Annotated in this window: 13 protein-coding genes; 4 read left to right on the top strand and 9 right to left on the bottom strand. The window is 64.6% G+C overall.

Going from position 1 to position 22,858, the window contains the following annotated elements; all coding sequences use genetic code 11:
* Positions 1–27: 27 nt before the first annotated feature.
* Genes drmB through EUS26_RS05570 form a run of 4 tightly spaced genes read right to left on the bottom strand, consistent with a single transcriptional unit; the run spans position 28 to position 11,267 of the window.
* The gene (gene drmB / locus EUS26_RS05585) at positions 28–1,869 is read right to left on the bottom strand and encodes a DUF1998 domain-containing protein (RefSeq protein ID WP_130012198.1); all 1,842 of its coding nucleotides are present in this window, start codon (positions 1,867–1,869) and stop codon (positions 28–30) included.
* Positions 1,850–5,044: a helicase-related protein gene (locus tag EUS26_RS05580; protein ID WP_130012197.1), complete on the bottom strand. Its 3,195-nt coding sequence runs from the start codon at positions 5,042–5,044 to the stop codon at positions 1,850–1,852. The genes drmB and EUS26_RS05580 overlap by 20 nt, the downstream gene beginning before the upstream one ends.
* A complete protein-coding gene (locus EUS26_RS05575; protein ID WP_130012196.1) occupies positions 5,041–6,561 on the bottom strand; it encodes a nuclease-related domain-containing DEAD/DEAH box helicase in 1,521 nt (506 codons plus the stop codon). Before EUS26_RS05575 ends, EUS26_RS05580 begins: the two co-directional genes overlap by 4 nt.
* Positions 6,561–11,267, bottom strand: a complete 4,707-nt coding sequence (locus EUS26_RS05570) for a DEAD/DEAH box helicase (RefSeq protein WP_130012195.1) — start codon at positions 11,265–11,267, stop codon at positions 6,561–6,563. Before EUS26_RS05570 ends, EUS26_RS05575 begins: the two co-directional genes overlap by 1 nt.
* Before the next feature lie 252 nt (positions 11,268–11,519).
* Between EUS26_RS05570 and EUS26_RS05565 the strand changes: the two genes are divergently transcribed.
* Positions 11,520–12,590, top strand: coding sequence for a DNA cytosine methyltransferase (locus tag EUS26_RS05565; protein WP_130012194.1), 1,071 nt, complete (start codon positions 11,520–11,522; stop codon positions 12,588–12,590).
* A 109-nt stretch (positions 12,591–12,699) separates the two neighbouring features.
* Here the strand turns inward: EUS26_RS05565 and EUS26_RS17665 are convergent, their stop codons facing one another.
* The 3 genes from EUS26_RS17665 to nrdR all read right to left on the bottom strand — a co-directional run bounded on the left by EUS26_RS17665 (position 12,700) and on the right by nrdR (position 17,540).
* Positions 12,700–13,080, bottom strand: coding sequence for an HNH endonuclease (locus EUS26_RS17665; protein WP_420329991.1), 381 nt, complete (start codon positions 13,078–13,080; stop codon positions 12,700–12,702).
* A 1,013-nt stretch (positions 13,081–14,093) separates the two neighbouring features.
* On the bottom strand, positions 14,094–16,982 hold the full coding sequence (locus EUS26_RS05555; RefSeq protein ID WP_130012192.1) for a vitamin B12-dependent ribonucleotide reductase: 2,889 nt from the start codon (positions 16,980–16,982) through the stop codon (positions 14,094–14,096).
* Between the two features lie 78 nt (positions 16,983–17,060).
* Positions 17,061–17,540, bottom strand: coding sequence for a transcriptional regulator NrdR (nrdR, locus tag EUS26_RS05550; RefSeq protein WP_130012191.1), 480 nt, complete (start codon positions 17,538–17,540; stop codon positions 17,061–17,063).
* Positions 17,541–17,937: 397 nt separating this feature from the next.
* Between nrdR and EUS26_RS05545 the strand changes: the two genes are divergently transcribed.
* On the top strand, positions 17,938–18,498 hold the full coding sequence (locus EUS26_RS05545) for a DUF6318 family protein (RefSeq protein ID WP_130012190.1): 561 nt from the start codon (positions 17,938–17,940) through the stop codon (positions 18,496–18,498).
* A gap of 488 nt (positions 18,499–18,986) precedes the next feature.
* Complete coding sequence (locus tag EUS26_RS05540; RefSeq protein WP_130012189.1) at positions 18,987–19,439, top strand: hypothetical protein; 453 nt, start codon at positions 18,987–18,989, stop codon at positions 19,437–19,439.
* 13 nt (positions 19,440–19,452) lie between these two features.
* Here the strand turns inward: EUS26_RS05540 and EUS26_RS05535 are convergent, their stop codons facing one another.
* Positions 19,453–20,058, bottom strand: coding sequence for a response regulator transcription factor (locus EUS26_RS05535; protein WP_202865062.1), 606 nt, complete (start codon positions 20,056–20,058; stop codon positions 19,453–19,455).
* Positions 20,055–21,146 carry a sensor histidine kinase gene (locus tag EUS26_RS05530; protein ID WP_130012187.1) on the bottom strand — a complete coding sequence of 364 codons (1,092 nt, stop codon included), beginning with the start codon at positions 21,144–21,146 and terminating at the stop codon, positions 20,055–20,057. Before EUS26_RS05530 ends, EUS26_RS05535 begins: the two co-directional genes overlap by 4 nt.
* A gap of 101 nt (positions 21,147–21,247) precedes the next feature.
* Here EUS26_RS05530 and EUS26_RS05525 point away from each other — a divergent pair, with 101 nt between their 5' ends.
* Complete coding sequence (locus EUS26_RS05525; protein WP_130012186.1) at positions 21,248–22,657, top strand: HNH endonuclease signature motif containing protein; 1,410 nt, start codon at positions 21,248–21,250, stop codon at positions 22,655–22,657.
* Positions 22,658–22,858 lie beyond the last annotated feature (201 nt).

The following is a 22,858-nucleotide window of genomic DNA, read 5'->3' as shown; positions in this document are numbered from 1 at the left end:
CAAGGACGGCAAGAGTGCTTGACGACTTCACCCCAATCGTTCCGCCTTGAGCGCTGACTGAACCCCGCGTGCCCTCACCTGCGCTAACACAGCGTCCAGCAACCCAGGCACGTTTCCTCCGCCGAGCACCAACTGCCGGTCGAGAAGCCTGTTCGACGTCTCGCATGAGGTCTCGCTGACCAGCGAACAACCGTGACACGCAGAGAGATTGAGACTTGAAGAACCCTGACGGTCGCTCTCGATGCAGACAGGGTCATTGGAGCAGACGTCAGCGTCGTCGAGCGCGGCAATCAACAGGGGAATTAGTTTGACGGGATCGGCGAGACGTACCAGCCCGCCCAGAGTGCCTTGCGCGTCACCCGCCGCTGTGAATATCAGGATGCCAGCGGTTGGGTCTGGCCGATCGGAGCGCGCATAGACCCGCTCCTGGAGTGACGCGGAAGAGTATCCGCTCGCGTAGGCGAGGCGGCGTATGAGCAGGTGCGCAATGGTGTGCAGGGCTAAATACCTCGCCTCCGGGATGTCGAGTCGCTGGGCCCACATCGTTTCTCGACGTCGGTTGGTGAGGATTGCGGCGCGCGCCTGAACCTCCGGTAGGGACTCCCACCTGGCGAGGTGCTCTTCGTTGAACTGGAGAAAGATGCCCTCGCCAAACATCTCGGTTGCCGGATAGACAGGCTTACGCTTGCCGTCAATGCTTAGGTCGGCGGAGATAAGCTCGGCGGCGGCAGAGTGCCGACGAAAGCCCTTGAGGGCACGCACCTCGCGCACGCGGTGGACTTGCCCAACGGCTACCACTGCGTGCGTTAGGGCATCAGGCGCCTCGGGATGATCAGCGAACCGCCACCCGTCGACCACGAAGTCTCCCCCGCCACGGTCGCGACCTCCCCTCTCGAACTTCTTCAAGAATGCGGCCCATTCGCCGTCCTTGAGGTCCAGGAGCACGTCATCTTCGGCGGCGTCGTTTCCGTCTGCGGCCACCTTGAGCACATCTTCGGGAGTCACGCCAAGCTCGTTGGCGATCCAACCTGCGACCATCTCAGCCTGCGGTCCTCCGTTGTCAGCGACAACTTTCTCAAAGAACATATGCCCACGGATCCGTTCGGCCTTGCGGGAGGAGCGTGGGCGCTCCTCGGGGATGTCGAGAGCGGAGATCCGTTCTGCGAGATAGTTCCCCGTTGCGCCGCGCTGCACAGCGGTCAATGGGGACTCGCACGGTTCAGAAGGCGTGACGTCCTCCCATGGTTGGGTGCCATTGCAGCGAATGCCATCGCGACGGAGTGATTCCTTGGTCACAAGGTCGCTCAAAGAACGTGTGCGTTTGCACCCGCTGCAGGCGACCCGCAACGACCCCAGCCCTTCACCATGCTTCGAAGACCGAACGAACTTCAGCTCCTTGAAGGAGCGGCAATGCCGCACGGCCTCGGTGACGCCCGCGTCCTGCCCTCGGTGGGACCACTTGAACCACTCGATGTCTTGAATGTGGCTACCCGTCTGGCAGACCGCCACGTAGCGCATAGGGACGAGTGATCCCCCACACCCGCAGGTGTTCGTCCATTTCCCCTTCTTACGACCAGTTATGCGCGAAAGGCTTGTGCATCGCTCGCAGAAGCGCCACTCAGGAAAGCGCCAATACAGTAGGCCACGGGTCTCCCTGGCGGCACGACCAGAGTGCGATGGGGCTTCTCGCAGCGTGCTAGGGCCAAGGCGACGCACCAGGCGTTCGCAATGGACCTCAGGTGCGAACTGCTTGTCCCACCACGACGTGTCGGGTGCGATCAGGGACTCCCCGCGGATGTCGACGATCGCACCGACGCCGAAAGGAGAGACGGTCTCGGACAGGCGTAGGTCATGCAGGATGCGTTCCACGGGACTCCTCTTCGAATGGCTCACGCACCGCCACTGCAACATTTGGCTCGACTGACCGCATGGAGTCGGCCACGACCCATCCCTCGCCGGCCTGCGCGAATCGCTTGAGCAGGGCCAGGTCATCGACCTTCTGCCGGTCGTACTGCAGGGTCTCGCTCGTGATGCGGGCGTTGCTGGCTCGTCGGTCCCAGTCACGCATTAGCGCCCATAGCTGGGCACGCGCCTCGTCGGTCTCTAGCGGGTCCGCGAGCCCAACTTGGTTGAGCAAGCGCTCCACGAGGGCCTCGATCGTGGTCAGCTGCGACGGGTCCTCCAGATCCAGTCTCCTCGCCGAGTCGTTCGGCGCAAGCATTGGGATCGTGTTCCGTATCAAGACCACGAGCGCTCCAGCCAGAGAGCGGTCGCGTGAGGCCAGAGACCAGGGCGTGACAGAAGTCGGTTCAACGCTGCGGTAAAGCGCCTCATGGTAGCCCCGGAATGTCTCGAAATGGGATCTGTCGCGGGCACGGTTTGCACGGAACAGCGTGGTAATGACGCCCTTGACCTGACCCCGCCCGACGCGGCTGGTGGCCTGAATGTACTCGGCCGTCGTCTTAGGCTGGCCGACCATGAGCATCAGTGCGAGGCGCGGTATGTCGATGCCGACCGATAGCATGTTGGAGGACAGCACAACGTCGATTGCCTCCTCGGAGTCCGCGGTGCGCTTCAGCGCACGCAGATCGTTAGGCAACTCCTCAGGACCTCGCCGGCTGGTGAGCTCCAGCACTCTGTCGGCGCGTACCCGCCGCAACCGTAGACCGAGTCGTTCGGCACGCGGCTCTAGGCGACCATTGACGTCGTCGACCACCAGCGTGCCGGTGCGACCCAGCTCCCGCAGGCTGTTGTGGTAAAAAACGGCGGTCCAGTATGCATCGCGCGTTGTGTCGACTCCTGCAATTGAAGGGAGGACCTCGGGGATCTCGATCAGGGGTGACGCGGCAGAGACCACCGCGGACACCTGCGAGAGGGACTGGGGCATCAGGCCGACGTACAAACGACCCTCGCCACTCGACACCGGCCGAGAGAAGAAGGTGCGGTCGTCGTCGAGGCCAGACGGTGGGTACAGTGCGACGGACCGACCGTAGAGTCCTCGAACCTGTTCGTCCGAGGCCCGAATCGTTGCGGTGGAAGCCACGATCTTAGGGGTAGATCCGCCACTGGCCAGCAGGATCTGGATCACGGCGTCGAAGACCGCGACGGTGGTTCCGAGTGGACCTGACAACAGGTGAAGCTCGTCCTGGATGATCATCGACGGCTGCCGGAATGCGGTATTGAGTCCAAGCAATTTCCCGGCCTCGGGACGGTACTGCAGTCGGGCGAACTTGTCTACGGTCGCCAGGAGGAACGTTGGGGGATCCTCGTAGAGAGACTCGTCGACCACCGCGACTGGCAGCTCGTCTTTGAACTCACAGCTCGGCCGAGTGCAGTGGACGACGACGTCGTTTCCCACGAGCCGAAGACCGTATGCGGCACGGTTTGCCGTACGGTTCGCCGGCAGCAGCGCGGCACTGCACCACGGGCACGATTCGACCTGGAACTGATTTGCCTCCTCGGGCCGTGCCGCCTTATGCAGTCGCTCAAGTGCCGCCTTCGCGTCTCTGCGGGTGCCTGGCGTTACTTCATTGCCAACCCAGAGACCGATTGTAAAAGGGAGCATGCCACGCGCCCGCTGATCGGCCAACCGATCCGGGCGACGCAGCAGCTCCATTGCGCAAATGAGCGACGCAGCACGTTGGAACTGCTGCGCCGTAAGGAGTCGGAGGGTGTAGCGGGTGATGACCGCGGTGCCACCGCCAGACGCCCCGTGAAGGAGGCGACGATAAAAGATCTCGATGGCAGCCAGACCGAGGTATGCCTCAGTCTTTCCGCCGCCCGTGGGGAACCAGATGAGGTCGACAAGCCCTCGATCCACATGCGTGTCGTCGATGGTGGAGGGAAGCGCGAGGAGGAGGAAACCAAGCTGGAACGGACGCCACGCAGGCGGAGACTCCTCACCGCGGCCAAGCGCGGCCTGGTGCATCTGCAGGCGCATTGCTTCCATGCCGAGCGCGAAGGCGGTGCGCAGGTCCGTTTGAGCTGGACAACGGAGCAGGTCCACAGACTCACGCATTCGGGTTAACGCTGTCTCCGAACGGCGAACGATCTGCTCCGCGACCTGGCTGCTGTTCCCGAATGCGGCGACGCGTCCGCGTTCCGCAGCGACCCAACTTGCGAAGGCCTCAACGAAGGCGTCGAGGGAAACGAGGACGTCATCGGTTGCGGTGTCGATGTCTGCGAGGTGGTCCAGGCGCAGGGCACGTGCTTCGGTGGTACCGCTCTTGAAGCCAGTCGTCTCGATTGCGGGCACAACGAAGGAAGGGACAGGGTCGAGCCACACCCTGGTGCACCGATTATCCGTGAAATGCCAGTCTGCGGCCATACCGTGGCCGACGGCGTATACCTTCCGCTCCCGGTACCGGAGGCGCAGCTCGGCCGCCTCGTCGTCGAGGTCGAAGGAACGGTTGGTGTCGTACTCGTAAATGGTCCCACCTTCGGTGGGTTGCACACTGAGGGCCACCTGATAGAGGCTCGCGGCAGCATCTGCGCGGGCTTCACCCGACGCTTTGGCAAGTACGCGGGCGTGGACGGTAACCAGGTGGTGGTCACCGAGATCGCGCCAGCGGGCGCCCACCTCGATCGGTACCGCGCCAGCGTTTCGCTCCTTAGGGCCAGCACCCTCGCCCAACTCGAGCCCTTCGAAAGCGAAGGCGTGCCTTCGCCAGCGCGGCGGACCGTCGTCATCCACCTGAGCATAAGTGGCTCCACTCAAGTCGCAGCGGACCGAAGGACGGTCTGTGACGAACGAGATCGCGATCGACGATGGTCGCCAGTCTTCGGCGATCGGCACGCCAGCACCCTGTTCCTCGACCTCGCCTGTCGCCGCGACGTCTGCCTTGATGTCTTGGTCCTCGTTCGAGAGGGCGTGCCCCGCACCGTCGTCGGTGACGGGCTGGCCGTTCTCTCGAGGGAAAAGCAAACCCACGGCGTACTGCCTGTTGGGGAGATTCTCGATTGTCTCGTCATCGCCACCGTCTGGCCCGACGTAGGCGGAGCGAAGATGATCGAGTACTGCCTTCTGCGCACGGGTGAGGGTCATTCGGTCACCATCCGCTGTCGAACAAGCTTCTGGAGGCGCTTCTTGTCGTCCTTCGACGCCAGGATGTGCAGCGAGACCCGGGCGCGAGTGACAGCAACGTAGAAAGCGGCGATGCTCGCCCTATCGAAGTCGACCGGGAGCCCACACACGAGAGCATGCTCCACCTCTAGCCCCTTCGCGTACCTCGGGCTGGTAACGGTGAATCCTGCCGCGCTGGTGCGTGGGGCATCGCTGGACGCGACATCGATGATCCAGGTCTGATCCCGACGTGCACCGTCTGCGAGGAGCTCCTTCGCCAGGGCTTCTGCGTCTGCAACGGATGCGTCCCCCGGGGTCGTGTGCCACGCGACCTTCTCGCCATGGACGATGCCGGGGTCGCCGATGTCGGCGCCGAGGTATTCCTGGACGACGTGAACGATCGCGCGAGTGTTACGGACGTTGAGATCCAGGTCGACCGAGATGGCTTCGTCAGCTACCAGGGCGGCGACGTCCTCGTCGTAACCACCATCCACGTGCGCCTGATTGTTCGGGTCGAGGAACATGCGCCAACGTCCTGCCGCACGCCCACCGTCAATCACAGTGTCGATTCTGTCCATGGCCTCAGCTGTCATCAGGTCCTGCGCCTCATCGACCAGCACGACGTCGTGCGGATGGACACGTGCGAGGTTCTCGAAGGGAACTAGATCGATGTCACGATCAGCGATGTGCGGGGAGAAGAACTGCACAAGACCTGGCGACCGGAAAGTGATCAGAACCGATCTGCCCTGGTCTGCCTCCTGCTTAGCGGCCTCGACAAGGACAAGCGACTTGCCGGTTCCGGCGCCACCGAAGACAAGCACGCGCTGGTTCCGGGCCAAGGCGGCGAGGACTCGGGCCTGGCCCGCTGTCGCGCGTGTCTGCTCCTCGATCACGGCGCCACGCTGTGCATCGATGACGGGCATGCGCGTAAACTCGCCGAACAGCCGGGTCCGCAGGTCACTAGTGCGCGCACGCCTCTGGCTGGACGGCGGTGTTCGCGCGCCGGCGACGACGGCGTCGAGCGACGCTGTGAGCTTGGCGATCGTCATGTCGTCACGCGCGAGCCAATGTGTCGGTAGCCAGCCGACCGCGTGTGGAGGAGCGTCGATGTCTGGCGTCACGACGACGGACTCATGTGCAAACCAGCCGATGCCCTCCTCGCGCAGGATGTCACGCAACGCGAAGGCCGCCGACCGCGCCTGCTCCATCGGTGAGCCGATCAGCTTGTGCCAATCACCGCGGCGGTCCACCGAGTACCAGATACCGTCGTGCCTCCGCACACCGCCGCCCTTGATCTCGATAACCACGACGGTCCCCTTCCAAAGCACGACGAAATCAGCCTCGGCCTGCTGCTTGTAGGAGTGCGAACGCAGGTCGACGGAATGGAATGCCACCGCGTCGGCGTCTCCGACGACATCTCGCAGCAGACGGGCGAATGCGCGTTCAGCGGGACTCGTGGCGCGTTGTTCGATGTCGGCGAGCGCGGGAACGAGGATCATCAGCCTTGCTCCTTCCAGAGGTCTTCATACTCCCGATAACCTAGAAAGTCGTTCATTGCTCCCCAGTTGTCGGCCACGTCAACGATGCGGCACTGCTCCTTGCCGCCGTTCTCCTTTCCGCGCAGCCCTCGTCCCGCCATCTGGATATAGGCACTCGGGCTGAACGTCGGACGGGCGATGTATAGGGCCCGGACGCCAGGGGCGTCGAAACCCTGCACGAGCAGATCGCAGTTCGCAAGCACTTGAATCTTGCCCTCTTGGAAGTCTCGAATGACACTGCGTCTCTCCTGACGGCCCGTCTGACCGCTTACTGATTTTGCTTTATGGCCGCGGTACCTCAGGGATGCGGCGAGTACCTGAGCTGACAGGACGCTGGGAGTGAAGACAAGTATCGGCCAGTCGGGGTCTTGATCAATGATGTGCTCCACCAGGACTTTCATGCGAGCTTCACTGCGACCGATCCGCTCGTAGAGGTTTCGGTCGATGAGTCGCGTGGATTGGAGCGTGGCTCGCTCGACGGAATTGAGAGGGATCTCAAAGCCCGTCGGCAAAATCTCATGCTCGACCCTCGCGAGCACGCCGAGCCTCACCAGTTCCTGGTACGCGTTGGTCTGGAATGCGGCTAAACGATTGTGGCCGAAACGAGCAGCCAGATCCCTGGTCCCCTCCGCGTTCTCGACGCTGCCTTTGAACGGCGTCGCTGATAGACCGACAAGCGGACGCTCCCAGCTCCGTCCATCGACACCGAGCCACCGCAGGATCCGGGTGTATCTGCTGGATCCTCCGGCCCGATGCGCCTCGTCGATGAACACTGCTACCGGAAACTTGAGCCACCCGTATTCCGGCAGGCCCATGACGGCTTCCAGCTTGGCGTCCGTCGCAACCACGACGGCGAACTCCGTGTCGGGCTCGTGGACAGTGTTTCCCTCCCATAGGCGGCCGATGGTGAGCGGCCGCTCGTCGCCAAGGTACCGCCACACCGTCTGGAAAGTCTGAACGGCCTGCTCACAGAGTTCAACCGACTGGGCGATCCACAGGACCGTCCCCGCAAGTACCTCGTCAATCAGAAGCTTGAGCATCGTCTCTGTCGCGACGCGCGTCTTGCCCGCGCCGGTTGGAAGTTCGACCATGCCTTTCTGAGCAGGGCCGTTCGCCGAAGGTTGAGTCAACACAGTTCGGAGATCTTCGCCGATCTTCTTCTGGTAACCGTGTAGCTTGTTGAGACGGACGGCGCCTGGGACAACAAACTCCTCGGGCTGTGCCTGTCGCCGCTGCCCGGCGTACTCGGCACCAAATCCCATCTTGCGGACCCAGGAGATTGCCGCTGGCGTCCCTGCCCAGGCAGATGGCACATCCGAGTACCCCTCGTCCCGGAAACGATCCGCGAGGATACGCAGTGAGTCGGATCCATAGACGGTGAGGAGCAGATCGGCCACAGGTGTGTCATCGTCCACGAGCCCCTGCGCGGCCAAAGCCGACCAAAGGCCTTTGGGCAGGGCCTCCTTGAGGTCGTCTGGCCCGATATAGAGGTCTAGCCGCTCAGCGTCCGACTCCACGGAGCGCGCCTGCTGGCGGAGAACTTCCAATTTGTAATTGAGTCCGACTTCCATCACATTGGAAATCTGGGCGTTGTCTAGGCTCAGGTCGAATGCATCGCTGACGAACTGCAGCACCTGCTTATCATCGGCGTCGCTTCGCACAACGAGGTCGACACCATCGACGTACCAGTCCGCCGGCTGGTCCTCGACGCCGTCCTCTGTCGTCACGCGCCGAGCGATAGTAAGGGCACGGGCTACCTTCGAGTTTGCTACGCGCTCCCTCCACAGGCCGTTGCGCAACCCCGTGAACTTGTCTGTGATTGGCTCGCCGTCCCGCTGCCCCTCGATGACCATCGAGAAGGAGAAGCTGTCCTCGAACCGGCGGCAGCCCACGACCTGCACCAGTTCCTCGACCTCGCCCGAGGATGCCCGTAGGTAGGGGCGTTGCCTCAAGCGCAGAAACTCCTCCTGCTCTTCGGTCGTCGCGACGTACACGGCGTTGGGTGGACGGGGCTCGACCATCTGCTTGACGCGTGCCGGGATGCTCGCGGGCTTGCCACCCCCCAGACCGATGCGGCTGGCGGTCACAACGAACTCGACAAGTACGTCGTCGTCGACACGAGGGAAGACTTCACCCTCGAGCATCTCCCGCAGCACGCGTGGAGACACAGACTCAAGCTCGTCCGGCAGGCGAAGCAGATCCACTGCCTGCCTTGGACCCTGATACAAGGGGAGCAATCCGCTGTAGCGGACGAGCGACGGGGCCACAACGTCCGGTGGCGGCCGAAATCCGCGGCCTGTTCTGAGCAGGCCAGCCTGCTCCACGGCCCAGCGGAGGGGCGAGGTGACAGAGTAGGTCCGCTGTGTGTCTCGGTCCTCGCAGATCCACTCTTCGTCGCCGAAAGCAAGCATAGCCGTGGTCCAGGCCTCCCGGACCGGAGCGGGAGCGCCGGCATCGCGGAGCATGAACAGCACAGAGAACGGGCCAGGCCCCTCGCCGGGAGTCAGTTCGATCGAGTCGATGGGGCGGTCACCGGGGCCCAACTGAGCATTCAGGTCGGTAAGCACCCCCTGCTGGTACAGCTCCAAGAACGGCTCGTCCTCGAGAGGGAAATCCTTCACCGGGTGCCGAATCACTCCGATCCCTGTGGCGACGTCAGGCACGCAGCGATTTCGATGGAGCAGTTTCGAGGCAAACTGCTCGCCCAGGTCGACGTCCACGTCTATCACTTGGCGCGGCCAGGCCCATCCGCCGTCCTGAGTGGGCACCATGATCGGTGCAGTGGAGGCGCGTATCGTCTTAACGGCCTCGTGAACGGACAAATCGAGAACGGCGTCCCAGACTTTCGTGTAAGCCTCGTCGCCCGCGGTAACCGATAGTGTGGCCAGCCGCGCATTGAGGATTGCCTGAGGGTCGAGATTGCGGAAGCCGCGGTCTCGCAGCAGCCTCTCTACGTCTTTCTCAGCGAGGAAGGCAGTGTCGACGAAAACAGCCCCATCAACCTCGAGGTCGGCCTCGCGGCTCAGAAATACAACGTTGCGATCAGTCAGAGGCCGCATGCCGTCGGTAGTCGGGATGACTTTGGCCCCTTCGATGCCATCGATACCAGAATTACGGGCCACGGTGCGGAAGGCGTTGGCCGCCGACTGAGGGTCATCCCCCTCTGCCCACTCTCGAAGCCAAGACAGCAGTCCGCGCTTGGGCAGCGTGTCGAGCGCGCGCTTGACGTCACGCGAACTGGCGTCGACGTCGCCCGCGACCACCGAGGTGAACAGATCACGAAGACGCGTGGCTCGAGTGGGCGTAGAGTAGCAGCGCCAGTGAGGGACGTCATCGCCCGTGTTGGGTGACCTGATCCACGCTTGATGGACGTCAACATCGAAGCCAACACGGAAGTCGAGCGGCTTGAGATCAGCACCGTTCCGGAGGGCTCCACGCGCATCGGGTATCAGTGCTCGAACGGCAGCTAGTTTAGGAACGTTGATCGTCAGCAGGCGGTCCCCGAAGCCACGAATCTCTTTGCCTCGGGCAGGCATGTAATCGAGATGCGCCGCTGGATCCGTGGTGTGCGAAAGCCTCGGCAGCAGCCCGACGAACATCTCACTAAGGCAGCGGAGAATCTCCCGGTTGTAATCATTTTCCAGCAGTGTTGTACGGTCGTCGTTGACGCTCCACGGCGCATTAAAAAGCCCGGTAGCTGTCGTCCGGTCTTGCAGGGGGAAGTAGGACCAAAACTCACCCAACCCCAACTGACTGAACCGTGTTGGCACAGCGACAGTCACCTTTACCACGGAGCGCGAGACAGCCTCTCCGACTTGCCTGCGCGCCTCCGTCGAGGGAGCATGCATTCGACTCTTGACAATCCAGTCGTCGCCCTCACCCTCGGGCCGCTCAATTCGGAAAAGGTCGCCGCCGAGATCGCGAGAGAGATGCCGTGTTTCGAACGGTTCGGAGCCGATGACACGCAGCCTCACCTCTCGAACTGCAGCAACAAACAAAAGGAACTCAGACTGGAAGCTCTCGATCTCGCTCCGTAGCCTCTCGATGTTTGTCACAGCGGGGAGCTTGATGATCGTCGTCGCCCAAGAGGCCAGGCCTGCCAGCACTGGGTCGGTTCCGAAGGCCGCGGCGGCGTCGATCAGCGTTGCCGTGCGAAGCACGGGATACCGCTTCGCTGCTGCCAACTTCTGAAGTTCGGTGCGTGCGCGGAGCGAGTTGAACTCGAAAGAGACAGACTGGCTGAAGACCTGGGGAGCTTCGGTTACAGCAAGCACGGATTTGAAGCCCAGGCCAAACCGACCGATTTCGTCCCCGCGCTTGTCGGACAGATGCGCCATACTTATGGCTACGATCCCCTTTGCAGAAAAAGGACGTCCCGCGTTCGCGCAGTACAGCACTCCCTGATCGGTGTCGAGGACGATCTCCACTCTACCTGCGAAAGGGACTCCTGGCTCTCCCGTGCCGGCTAACGCATCTGCAGCGTTCTGCACAAGCTCGAGAAGCGTTCGGCTGGAATAGCCGCCGGTACGGATGGATTCCTCGTGATTCGCGTGCTCGGAGACGAGGTCAGGATGTATCCGGTAGGACTCGATCGTCCTGCCAAACTGGGCCTCGACCTCGCGAGCAAGGCCTGCGTCAGGTTTCCACGACTGGGGGTCGAATGTCACTCGCGCGCACGCTCCTCGGGTCAGCGCCGACCACCCCAAGCGTCATCCAACCCGCCGTCTGCCTCGCCTGGCAGCGTTAAAACGAGCCTTACCCCTCAGGCTAGCCATGAACATCGACGCGTCCGCGTCGACAGCTGGCTTGGATGCTACCTGGGGTGGACTGCGATTGCAGAGCGGGGTCCCGTAAACGGTCATCCCCAGCCATGGCGAGCCTCTCGTGACCGCCTGCTGACCCGTGAGAAGGTAGGAGGCATGTCAGAGCTGCTGCGCCTCGTCGATCTCTTCAGCGGTTGCGGTGGCCTGACGGACGGCTTTATGCAGACAGGGCGCTACGTGCCAGTCGCCGCTGTTGAGATGGACGCGTCGGCTGCCGCGACCTACGCGCAGAATTTTGGGGACCACGTCCATGTGGGTGACATCAGGGACTGGGTGCAGGGTCCACTGCCGCTCGCTGAGGTCGTGATAGGCGGCCCCCCTTGTCAGGGCTTCTCCCCACTCGGCAAGCAGGATCCCGATGATCCCCGAAATAATCTGTGGCTACAGTATGTCGATGCAATCCGACGCATCAGGCCAGTCTTTTTCGTCATTGAGAATGTTCCACAGTTTCTCAAGTCTGGTCAGTATGCCCTGCTTGAGAGAGAAACCACAAGCCCCAAGGGCAATCTGCGTCAGTGGAGACTAGAGACGCATATCTTGCGCGCTAGCGATTACGGTACTGCTCAAGTACGACGCCGCGCCATCGTCGTAGGTCGCCCCAAAGACTTGCCACCCCTTGGCGCTCCAATGCCCCACTTGCGCATCCCCACGGTTCGCGATGCGCTGGCGAAAGTGTCGCCCGACGTGAGTGCCATAAACCCCCCATCGCCCCGAGCGATTGAGTTCAGGGGCAATGCTTACCCAGGCGCCTATTTCACTCATGAGTTGCATTTCACTCGTCAGCCTACCCCCATCTCGCTGGCGCGCTATCAGGCGATACCACCTGGCGGGAATCGACGCGACCTCCCCGACGAACTTCAGATGGACTGTTGGCGACGCCACACCTCGGGTGCTGGCGATGTGATGGGGAGGCTGACATGGGACAAGCCCTCCGTCACGATCCGTACCGAGTTTTTCAAGCCTGAGAAGGGACGTTACCTTCACCCAAGTGCTGACCGAGCGATAACGCACTACGAAGCTGCGCTGATCCAGGGATTCCGAGAAGACTTCCGGTGGGTCGGGTCCAAAGCAGCCATTGCGCGCCAGATCGGCAATGCCGTTCCACCTCCGATGGCGCTTTCCATAGGCAATCTCTTGGCCAAGCACATTCTGCGCCGCGCCGCCTAAGAGCCAACTGAGAGGCGTAGGGATGGGTTAATCCCAGCCGAGTTGGTTCTTTACAAGTGAGGTTTCCAGTTCCCATAGAGCGTCACTTCTCCGAGGATACGGTTGCTTCTCAGCCCAAGTGCATTAGCTGGTGCTCCCGCCAATGCATGCTCAGCCAGTCCACCTGCTCGTCCCGTAGGCGCAAGGTCAGTGGTTGGTTATGCAGTCGAGCGTATTGAGGAAACCTCTCAAGGGTCGGAGCGACGTCGATTCTCATGTTTGACGGCTGGACTGCAAGCATCCCATCGTCGAATAAGCGATGGATGTCTCTACGAAGCATCATTCCGCCGTGTTCGAAGTGAGTACCGACCTGGGCGTAGCTGTACAGATGCCCTGCCTCTAGGACCTGGCTAGGTGCACCCCCAGTGAAAGCGCAAAGGTTTCCCTGGGCTGCTAGAAGATGCTCACGAAAATGCCGCTGTCCCCTGCGGACTCGGACAAGGGATTGCATAAACCCTTGAGGTGCCATGGGCAGCCCACGAGAGGACGCCCAACTGTTGTCTACGCGTGCTGCCACTCGGTCGACCGCACGTCCAGCTCCCTTCGCAATGAGCGCGTTTCCGAAGGCTGCCCAATCGATCGGACGCATTGCGTTGATGTCACCCTTATTCACCGCGTAGGACCGAACTGCTTTTTGGTCAAATAGCCCATCGAGCGACACCCATGCCGCGTCGTACCTCCCTCTATATAGGTCAACTTCGACAATGTCGACAAGGGGTTTCACGAACTCATAGCGACATTTCATGCAACGATACCGGGGCTCGACTTTCTTTCGCTCACTGATTCGAGTGGTGTTGCATGCGGGGCAACGGTAAAGAAGTTTCGAACCGCGCGTGATCTCAATCTCCTCGAGCACCGAGATGCCGAGTAGGCGCTCTTTGTCCCATAGAGCGACAGGATCGCCCACCCGAAGCTTGCTGTAGTTCGGAACGTTGCTGTCCCATGAGTAATGCGCGTCGTACTGGTCGTCGTATCCTGCGTTGCCCCCGTGTCCGCGTTTGTCCCCCGCAGCCATGAGTAGCCACGCTCGCTGAGGAACGCTACTGTCCATGATGCACAGCTTGGCACAACGGCCTTGTTCCAGCCGACAACGGCCTTGTTCCAGCCGACGCCGATCGAATGCCGATGGTGGGTCGGTGACTCCACGGGTTGAGGACAGGATAGATCAGATTGCGTGAGCGGCCAGTCTGCTTCATCGTCTGTCCAGGCTCACAGTTTCCCGTGACGTTGTCCCTCTCGTCGCGGAGTTTCTGGGGGAGGGCTTGAGCACTATGCACATCCTCCAAGACGCCTCACAGCGTCACAGATCAGATGCCACCTGACTGTGCAGCAGCCTCGCGCTTCTATTTCCATCGCTTCGGGACGCATTTGCCACCAGCCGACGTCCGAGCCTCACCTCGCTCTACCTGACGCCACATGGGCTGCCCGGAAACTCCGGACAGCCCATGTGGTCGACAAACAGTGTCAGCTGCAGCCGCTGGTGCTACCGCAGCCCTCGCAGACGTAGCAGGACCCAGCCGGACGCATCTTCGTCCCGCAGGTCATGCAGATCGGTGCGTCGGCAACCTTGCCCTGGAACTGCTCGAGCAGCTCGGCCGAGGAGTGGATCTCCGCGTCGACCTTGCGAGCGTCAGCGGCACCGGCACCGAACTGGTCGGCGACCTTCTCCACCTTGTCGGCCTTCTTGGCCGGCGTGGTGGCCGCGGTCTGGCTGTAATTCTCCAGCTCGTCCTCGTAGTCGTCGTCGTCGTTCGACGGCTCGAGCGGGGCGTACGACCCGGTTTCGAGCTGGCGGGCCCGCTCCTCCGCGGTGTGGATGCCCATGAACGACCGGGTCTCGAAGTCCAGGTAGTCCAGCGCCAGGCGGCGGAAGACGTAGTCCATGATCGACTGCGCCATGCGCACGTCCGGGTCGTCCGTCATACCGGCCGGCTCGAAGCGCAGGTTGGTGAACTTCTCGACGAAGGTCTCCAGCGGCACGCCGTACTGCAGTCCGATCGACACCGCGATGGAGAAGGCGTCCATGACACCGGCGAGGGTCGAGCCCTGCTTGCCGAACTTGAGGAACAGCTCGCCCAGGTCACCACTCTCGTAGGTGCCGGCGGTGAGGTAACCCTCCGCGCCGCCCACGGCGAAGCTCGTGGTCTGGCTGGACCGGCGCTTGGGGAGCCGCTTGCGGACGGGCCGGTACTCGACGACCTTCTCGACCGGGGCCTCGACCTCGTCGGTCTTCTTCTCCTTGTCCGCCTTGCCGTCGGACAGCGGCTGACCGACCTTGCAGTTGTCGCGGTAGACGGCCAGCGCCTTGAGGCCGAGCTTCCAGCCCTGCAGGTAGACCTCGGCGATGTCCTCGACGGTGGCCGACTCCGGCAGGTTGACGGTCTTGGAGATGGCACCGGACAGGAACGGCTGCACCGCGGCCATCATCCGCACGTGGCCCATCGGGCGGATCGCGCGGGCGCCCATGGCGCAGTCGAAGACCTCGTAGTGCTCCGGCTTGAGGCCCGGGGCGTCGATCACGTGGCCGTTCTCGGCGATGAACTCGACGATCGCCTCGATGGTCTCGTCGGCATACCCCAGGCGGTTGAGCGCCCGCGGGATGGTCTGGTTGACGATCTGCATCGAGCCGCCACCGACGAGCTTCTTGAACTTCACCAGCGAGAAGTCGGGCTCGATGCCGGTGGTGTCGCAGTCCATCATGAAGCCGATGGTGCCGGTGGGGGCGAGGACGGAGGCCTGCGCGTTGCGGTAGCCGTGCTTCTCCCCCGTCTTGACGACGGCGTCCCAGGCCTTGGTCGCGGCCTTGTGGACCGCGGAGTCCATCGTGTGCAGCGTGCGGATCTCGTCGTTCGCCGCCTGGTGCTTGCGCATGACGCGCTTGTGCGCGTCGGCGTTCCGGGCATACCCGTTGTAGGGGCCGACGACGCCGGCGAGCTCGGCGGAACGCTTGTAGGCCGCGCCGGTGAGCAGTGAGGTGAGCGACGCGGCGAGCGCGCGGCCACCCTCGGAGTCGTAGCCGTGGCCGGTCGCCATGAGCAGCGCGCCGAGGTTGGCGTAGCCGATGCCGAGCTGGCGGTAGTTGCGGGTGGTCTCGCCGATCGGGTCGGTCGGGAAGTCCGCGAAGCAGATCGAGATGTCCATCGCGGTGATGACCAGCTCGGCGACCTTCTGGTAGGTCTCCACGTCGAAGGTGTCGTCCTCGCGCAGGAACTTCATGAGGTTGAGCGAGGCGAGGTTGCAGCTGGAGTTGTCCAGCGACATGTACTCCGAGCAGGGGTTGGACGCGGTGATGCGGCCGGTCTCGGGGTTGGTGTGCCAGTCGTTGATGGTGCCGTCGTACTGGATGCCCGGGTCGGCGCACTCCCACGCGGCCTGCGCCATCTTGGTGAAGAGGTGCTTGGCGTCGACGGTGGTGACCACCGAGCCGTCCTTGCGGGAGGTGAGGCCGAACTCGGCCTCCTCCTCCACCGCACGCATGAACTCGTCGGAGACGCGGACGGAGTTGTTGGCGTTCTGGTACTGCACCGAGACGATGTCGTTGCCGCCCAGGTCCATGTCGAAGCCGGCGTCGCGGAGGGCGCGGATCTTGTCCTCCTCGCGCGCCTTGGTGTCGATGAACTCCTCGATGTCGGGGTGGTCGACGTCGAGGACGACCATCTTGGCCGCGCGGCGGGTGGCGCCACCGGACTTGATGGTGCCCGCGGAGGCGTCGGCGCCGCGCATGAAGGAGACCGGGCCGGAGGCGGTGCCGCCGGAGGACAGCAGCTCCTTGGAGGAGCGGATGCGGGAGAGGTTGAGGCCGGCGCCCGAGCCGCCCTTGAAGATGAAGCCCTCCTCCTTGTACCAGTTGAGGATCGAGTCCATCGAGTCGTCGACCGAGAGGATGAAGCAGGCGCTGACCTGCTGCGGGCTCTGGGTGCCGACGTTGAACCACACGGGAGAGTTGAAGGAGAAGACCTGGTGCACGAGGGCATACGTCAGCTCGTGCTCGAAGATCTCGGCGTCCTCGTCGGTCGCGAAGTAGCCGTGCTCCTTGCCCGCCTTGACGTAGGTGAGGACGACGCGGTCGATGAGCTGCTTGAGGCCGGTCTCGCGGGCGTCGGTGCCGACGGCGCCGCGGAAGTACTTCGTCGTGACGATGGTCGAGGCGTTGGCCGACCAGAAGTCGGGGTACTCCACACCGCGCTGCTCGAAGATCGTCTCCCCCGTCTTCCAGTTGGTCTGGACGACGTCCCGCTTCTCCCAGGTCACCTGGTCGTAGGGGTGGACACCAGGCGTGGTGAAGATGCGCTCGATGGTGAGGCCCTTGTCGCCCCGGCGTGCGCGCGTCTTCGCCCCGGTCGTCTCTGTCATGACTAGCTCTCCCTGTGTGTGGTGTCGTGCTCGGAGTTGCTGATATGAGTCAAGCGGTGGGTACTGACATACCCGTGTCTAGGGCGTCTGCCCTGGTGAGGCGGCCGCCACGTCGCGCTCGGAGCGCAGCAGCGTGATGGCCGACTCGAAGTCGTCGAGGTTGTCGAACGCCTGGTAGACGGACGCGAACCGCAGGTAGGCGACCTCGTCGAGCGCCTTGAGCGGCTCGAGGATGGCCAGGCCCACCTCGTGCGCGTCCACCTCGGCCTGACCGAGCGAGCGGATCGACTCCTCCACCTGCTGCGCGAGGAGCTGCAGCTGGGCGTCGGAGACGGGGCGACCCTGGCAGGCCTTCCGCGCGCCGGAGATGACCTTGTCGCGGCTGAACGGCTCGGTCGCGCCGGAGCGCTTGATGACCGAGAGCGTCGCGGTCTCGACGGTGCCGAAGCGGCGCCCGCACTCGGGGCACTGGCGACGCCGGCGGATGACGGTCCCCTCCTCCTGGACGCGGCTGTCGACGACCTTGGAGTCGGTATGACGGCAGAACGGGCAGTGCATGACTCGCCTCCTTCGGTCTCGCGGCAGCGCGGCGCGAACGCCCCCTGTGACGGGCGTTCTGTGGGTGGATCTGGGGACTGTGTGTGGATGACGTGTGCATACACGCTACCCGGTTGTGCACAAGATGTGGACGAACCACAGGCCTGTAACTACTAGATATGGGGAGCGTAGGTCAGTCGGCTACCAGATGCAAGGGTCCCGCGTGTCGCGGTTGGCGCCGGTCGGCGCGAAGCCCTGAACGACGCGGATCTCGACGAATCGGGGGCGCCGAGGTCTGGTCAGACCAAGCGGGAGTCTCTACTGTGGACAACGGTTCTGGAGGTCCGAGCTGGGGCAGACTGGGGCCAGACCACGGTCGCTGGGGAGTCGCGGCTGCAGGATCCAGAAGGGGTATGCCGTGAGACGCACCGCCATCGCCGTCGTAGCTGGTCTCGCACTGCTCACCGCCTGCACGCAGGAGAGTGAGCCCTCCCCCATGCCGACGCCCGAGGAGGCGTTGACGACGGCCACCCAGGAGCCGGACGACGTGGCTGTGACGTCTGCGCCCGCTGAGACGGCGACGGAGGAGCCGACGGAGGATCCCGCGGCCGAGGGGCCTCCGGAGATGCCGGCTGAGGCTCGGGAGCAGACCGAGGAGGGGGCGGAGGCGTTTGCCCAGCACTACATCGATGTTCTGAATTGGGCCTACAGGACAGGCGAAACCGGGCCGGCAGAGGAACTCAGCGGCTCAGAGTGCGACTCGTGTTCCGGCCTCATTGAGGAGGCCAGTCAGTATCAGACCACCGGCGATTATGTCATCGCGAAGGATGCGAGAGGCCTCCTCTCAAGTGATGGAGCACGGGTAGAACTCGAGATCGAGCAGCTGTCAGGACCCGGCGCCGGGAATGCGGATATCGTCGTTCGACTGACTCCCCGCCAATCGAATTGGATCGTTGATGAAATTACGTTAGTGGAGTAGTTGTGGGAAACCACTCAAGACTCAGCATCATTGGTACTTCTCTTCTGTCAATAGTTTTGTCTACCCCCGGCCCGACCCTACTAGCAGAGCCACCCGGCACGGACCCACCACCGGGCGGGTTCAAGAAGAAGATTCGCGACGGCGGCGGGACTGAGGTCGGCTTGACGGTCGCCGAAACTAGGGCGAAAGCCAACTACTGGCCGCCCGGAAGCAGCGCTGATTCTCCGCGGTCCTGGTACGAGTACCGCGCGGTTATCGATTGCATGCCACCAAACTCAGTCGATGAACCGCGCCTGGACATCTGCCAAGCGGCTATCGACGCGTGCCTAAGTCAACCGGAGCCCTCCCTCGCTATGTCGATCATTTACAGGCGCGTCGTTTCGGCCGAGGGTCCCCAGACCTCGTGGGAGCGCGACGGGCAAACGTGCTTCACAGACTCAGTCCCGCCGCGTTCTGGGGAACAAGCCGACGAAGAACTCACTGAGGCCATGATCATCGAGCAGTTCCACCGCACCCAGTTCGCGCTGCCGCAGACGGTGATGGAGCCGCCGGGCAACCGCACACTGGTCAATTTGCCGGTCTACTTCGAGCTGGCCTGGCCTGAGGGCGGGTTCGAGCCGCAGGAGGTCGACGTCACGACGCTCATCGGCCACGAGGTGCGCATCAGGCCGACCCTCATCGGGGCCACCTATGTCACCGGGGACGGCGCCGTGCTCGGCCCGACGACCAGCCTTGGCGGCCCCTACCCCAATGGTGACATCACCCACGAATACGCCGCTGCCGCGGAGGTCAGCCCCTACATCTCCGTCGAGTACGGCGGCGAGGTCAGTGTCGACGGCGGTGAGTGGAGCACCATCCCCAGCAGCGTCACCATCGACGGACCGGCCACTCCCCTCGAGGTCCTGACCTCGAGGAACCGGCTCTACAGCAACGACGGCTGACACCCGAACGGCCTCAGAGCCAGCCGCGGTCCTCGGCGAACTTGGCCGCCTCCACCCTGGTCGTCGTGCCCGTCTTGCCGATCGCCGAGGACAGATAGTTCCGCACGGTCCCCGGCGAGAGGAAGAGCCGGCCGGCGATGACCTGGATGGGTGAGCCGTCGAGGGCCGCGCGCAGGGCCTCCCGCTCACGGTCGGTGAGCGGGTTCGGGCCGCCCAGCAGCGACTCGGTGGCCAGCGCGGGGTCGACCACCCGCACGCCGGCGTGCACCCGGCGCACCGCCTCGGCCAGCTCTGATGCCGGTGTGTCCTTGACGACGAACCCTCTCGCGCCGGCGTCCATCGCCCGCCTCAGGTAACCCGGCCGGCCGAACGTCGTCACCATGAGGCAACGGGTCGGCATACCCTCGGCGCGCAGCTGCTCGAGGACGCCGATGCCGTCGTTCCCCGGCATCTCGATGTCGAGCAGGCACACATCAGGTGCGGCGGTGCGAACCGCCTGAAGCACCTCGTCACCGCGGCCCACCTGCGCGACGACCTGCATGTCGCGCTCCAGGTCGAGGAGCGCGGCCAGGGCGCCACGCACCAGGGCCTGGTCGTCGGCCAGCAGCAACCGGATCACCACCGCACCTCCAGCACCGTGCCGGCGCCGTGCCCGCCCGGGCCGACGGCCAGCTGTCCACCCGTCTCGCGCACCCGCTCGCGCGCGCCACACAGGCCGTTGCCCTCGACCACGCCGCCCACCCCGTCGTCACTCACCCGCAGCCAGGCGTCGCCGAACTCGACCGTGCACCTGCGTGCGCCGCTGTGCCGCACCACGTTGGTCACCGCCTCCCGCAGCACCCAGGCCAGGGTGATGCGGTGACGAGGGTCGACGTCGGTGACCGCACCGCATACCTCGGCCTCGATCCCCGCCCCCGCCAGGGCGACGTGCGCCGCCTCGAGCTCGTCGGCCAGCCGCGCCACCCTGAGCCCACCCACGGTGGCGCGGATCTCGGCGAGCGCCTGTCGGGAGAGGTCCTGCACGTCGGCGAGCTCACGCTTCGCCGCAGCGGGGTCGACGTCGATGAGGCGCTGCGCGAGCTCGGTCTTGATGGTCACCACGGTGAGCGAGTGCCCCAGCACGTCGTGCACGTCCCGAGCGACGCGCTCGCGCTCCTCGGTGAGCGCGAGCTGCCCCTCGACCTCGCGCGTCGACTCCTGGCGCTCCTCGAGGTGGCGGGACAGCACGCTCGTGCTGAGGACGAGGAGCGCGATGGCCCAGAGCATCGCGGACGGACGCGCGCCCCAGGCGAGGGTGCTGGCGACCACCCCGACCGCGAAGAGGGACAGCGACGTGATCCACACCCCGCGCCAGGGCAGGAAGAACACCGGCACCGCCACGATGAACGGGAAGGCGGTCATCGAGTACGGGCCGATCTGCACCGCCAGCACGACGGCGATGACCACCATGGCGGCCAGCCCTTCGAGCCCACCGCGGGCGGCGCTGGAGTACCTCCCGGCGGCGACGAGACGGGTCGCCTGGCGCACGGTGACCAGGTAGGCCGCCATGAAGGCCACCACCAGCCCGGTCGCGAGCACCCGCCACAGGGTCGATGCCTCGGTGGTCCAGATGTGGGTGAGCGGGAAGGCGAAGAAGAACAGCCAAATGCCGCCGAAGAGCCAGCCCCACCTGGCCCACGGGTCGGCGCTCGGCTGCTCTGATGTCATGCCACCAGCCTGCCACTGCGGCGCGCGCGGGCGCGTGACGTCTGTCATGGGCGTCGGCGCAGGTCAGCGGGTCTGTCGGTGGGGGGTGCTTCAGTGGGGGTATGGAGTACTTCTCGGGGGGCGAGCGGGGCGGCGCGGGGGCGTCGCTTGCCGAGGGCGCGTCCTTCGTGGTGGACGAGGGGTGGGGCGAGGCACTGGACGAGCTGGACGCGATGGGTGCGGCGGACTACCAGGCGCTGATGGCCGAGGTATGCGTGGCGCTGGGTGAGATGCACGGGCACGACGGTGCGGGCCTGCCGGAGGAGGAGCTGGCGGCTGGCCTCGACGGCGCCTCGCTCTCGCTGGGGCGTGCGGCTCTGGGAGCGGGCGACGTCGTCATGGTGCAGGACGAGGGGCTGACGGCGGCGATAGAGGCGGTGGGGAGGCTGCAGACGCAGCTGGGGGCGATCGGCTTCCGGCTGGCCCAGCAGGCGGCAGCCAGAGGTCTGCACCGGGAGTCGGGGATGACGCTGCTGGACTGGCTGCGCGTGCGGTGCCCCTGGCTGAGCACCCAGGACGCGAGCCAGGTCACGGCCGTGGTCGCGGCGTCCGACGCCCCAGCGGGAGCGCAGATCGGCGAGGCGGTCGCGAGCGGTGACGTGCCGCTGCACCGCGCGGCGACCGTGGCACGGACGATGACGCGGCTCCAGGAATCGCTGGACCCGGACCAGCAGGAGTCCTACACCCGCATCGCCACGGCCGCTGCGGGGCGCACGGACGTCTCCGACAAGGACCTCTCCACCGTCTGCCACCGGCTCATCGAGGACCTGCTGCACGAGAAGGCGCCGGGTGAGCGCGAACGGGCGGCGATCGCCCTGCGCGGCGTCACATCACGGCGGATCGCGCCGGGGCTCACGCGCTTCACCATCGACGCACCCGACGGAGCGGCAGCCACCATCAACGGCGTGCTCACCTCCCAGCTGGCGGCGCCGGCTCCAGACGAGACCACACAGGAACCTGACCCCCGGACCGCCACGCAGCGTCGCTTCGACGCGCTGACGAGCGTCATCAACCGGGGCATCAGCCGCCCCGGCGCGCCTCCGTCGACCGCCCGAGCCACTGTCATCCTCACCATCCCCTTCGACCCCGAGCGAGGCCTGCCGTCCGGACCCGCCACGACCGCGGACGGCGGATACGTGCCACCGCGGCAGGCCTCGGAGATGGCGTGCTCGGCCGAGCTCACCCCTGTGTGGATGGCAGCCGACGGTGAGCCGCTCGCGCTGGGGCACAAGGCCCGCTACGCCACACCGTCGCAGTGGCTCGCGCTCGTTGCTCGGGACAAGGGGTGCAGCTATCCCGGGTGCAGCGCCCTCCCCCAGTGGTGCGACAGCCACCACGTGGACTGGTGGAGCCGCGGTGGCGAGACCGATGTCAGCCGGATGGCGCTGCTCTGCGGGCGGCACCACACCGTCGTGCACCAGCACGACCTGAGCGCCTCGGTCGACGGGGGCACCGTGACCTGGCACGTCTAGGGCCCCCGCTCCGGAGCCGGCCCTGACGGGGTCGGCCCGGACCGCTGCCCTGGGACCGGAGCCTGCGAGGGCAGCGCTTCTTTCCTGAGGGCCCGGGGCCGGGTCGACCTGGTGGGGTCAGGTGAGGGTGGCCCCGGTGACGCTGGCCAGTGGGATCGGGTGGGGGCGGCCTCATGGCACGGCGCATCCTCGACGCAGAGA

This window comes from Serinicoccus sediminis (assembly GCF_004153545.1).
GTDB classification, from domain to species: domain Bacteria; phylum Actinomycetota; class Actinomycetes; order Actinomycetales; family Dermatophilaceae; genus Ornithinicoccus; species Ornithinicoccus sediminis_A.
Note: the sequence above shows the minus strand (reverse complement) of the source record. Positions and strands in the feature narration are given on the sequence as shown.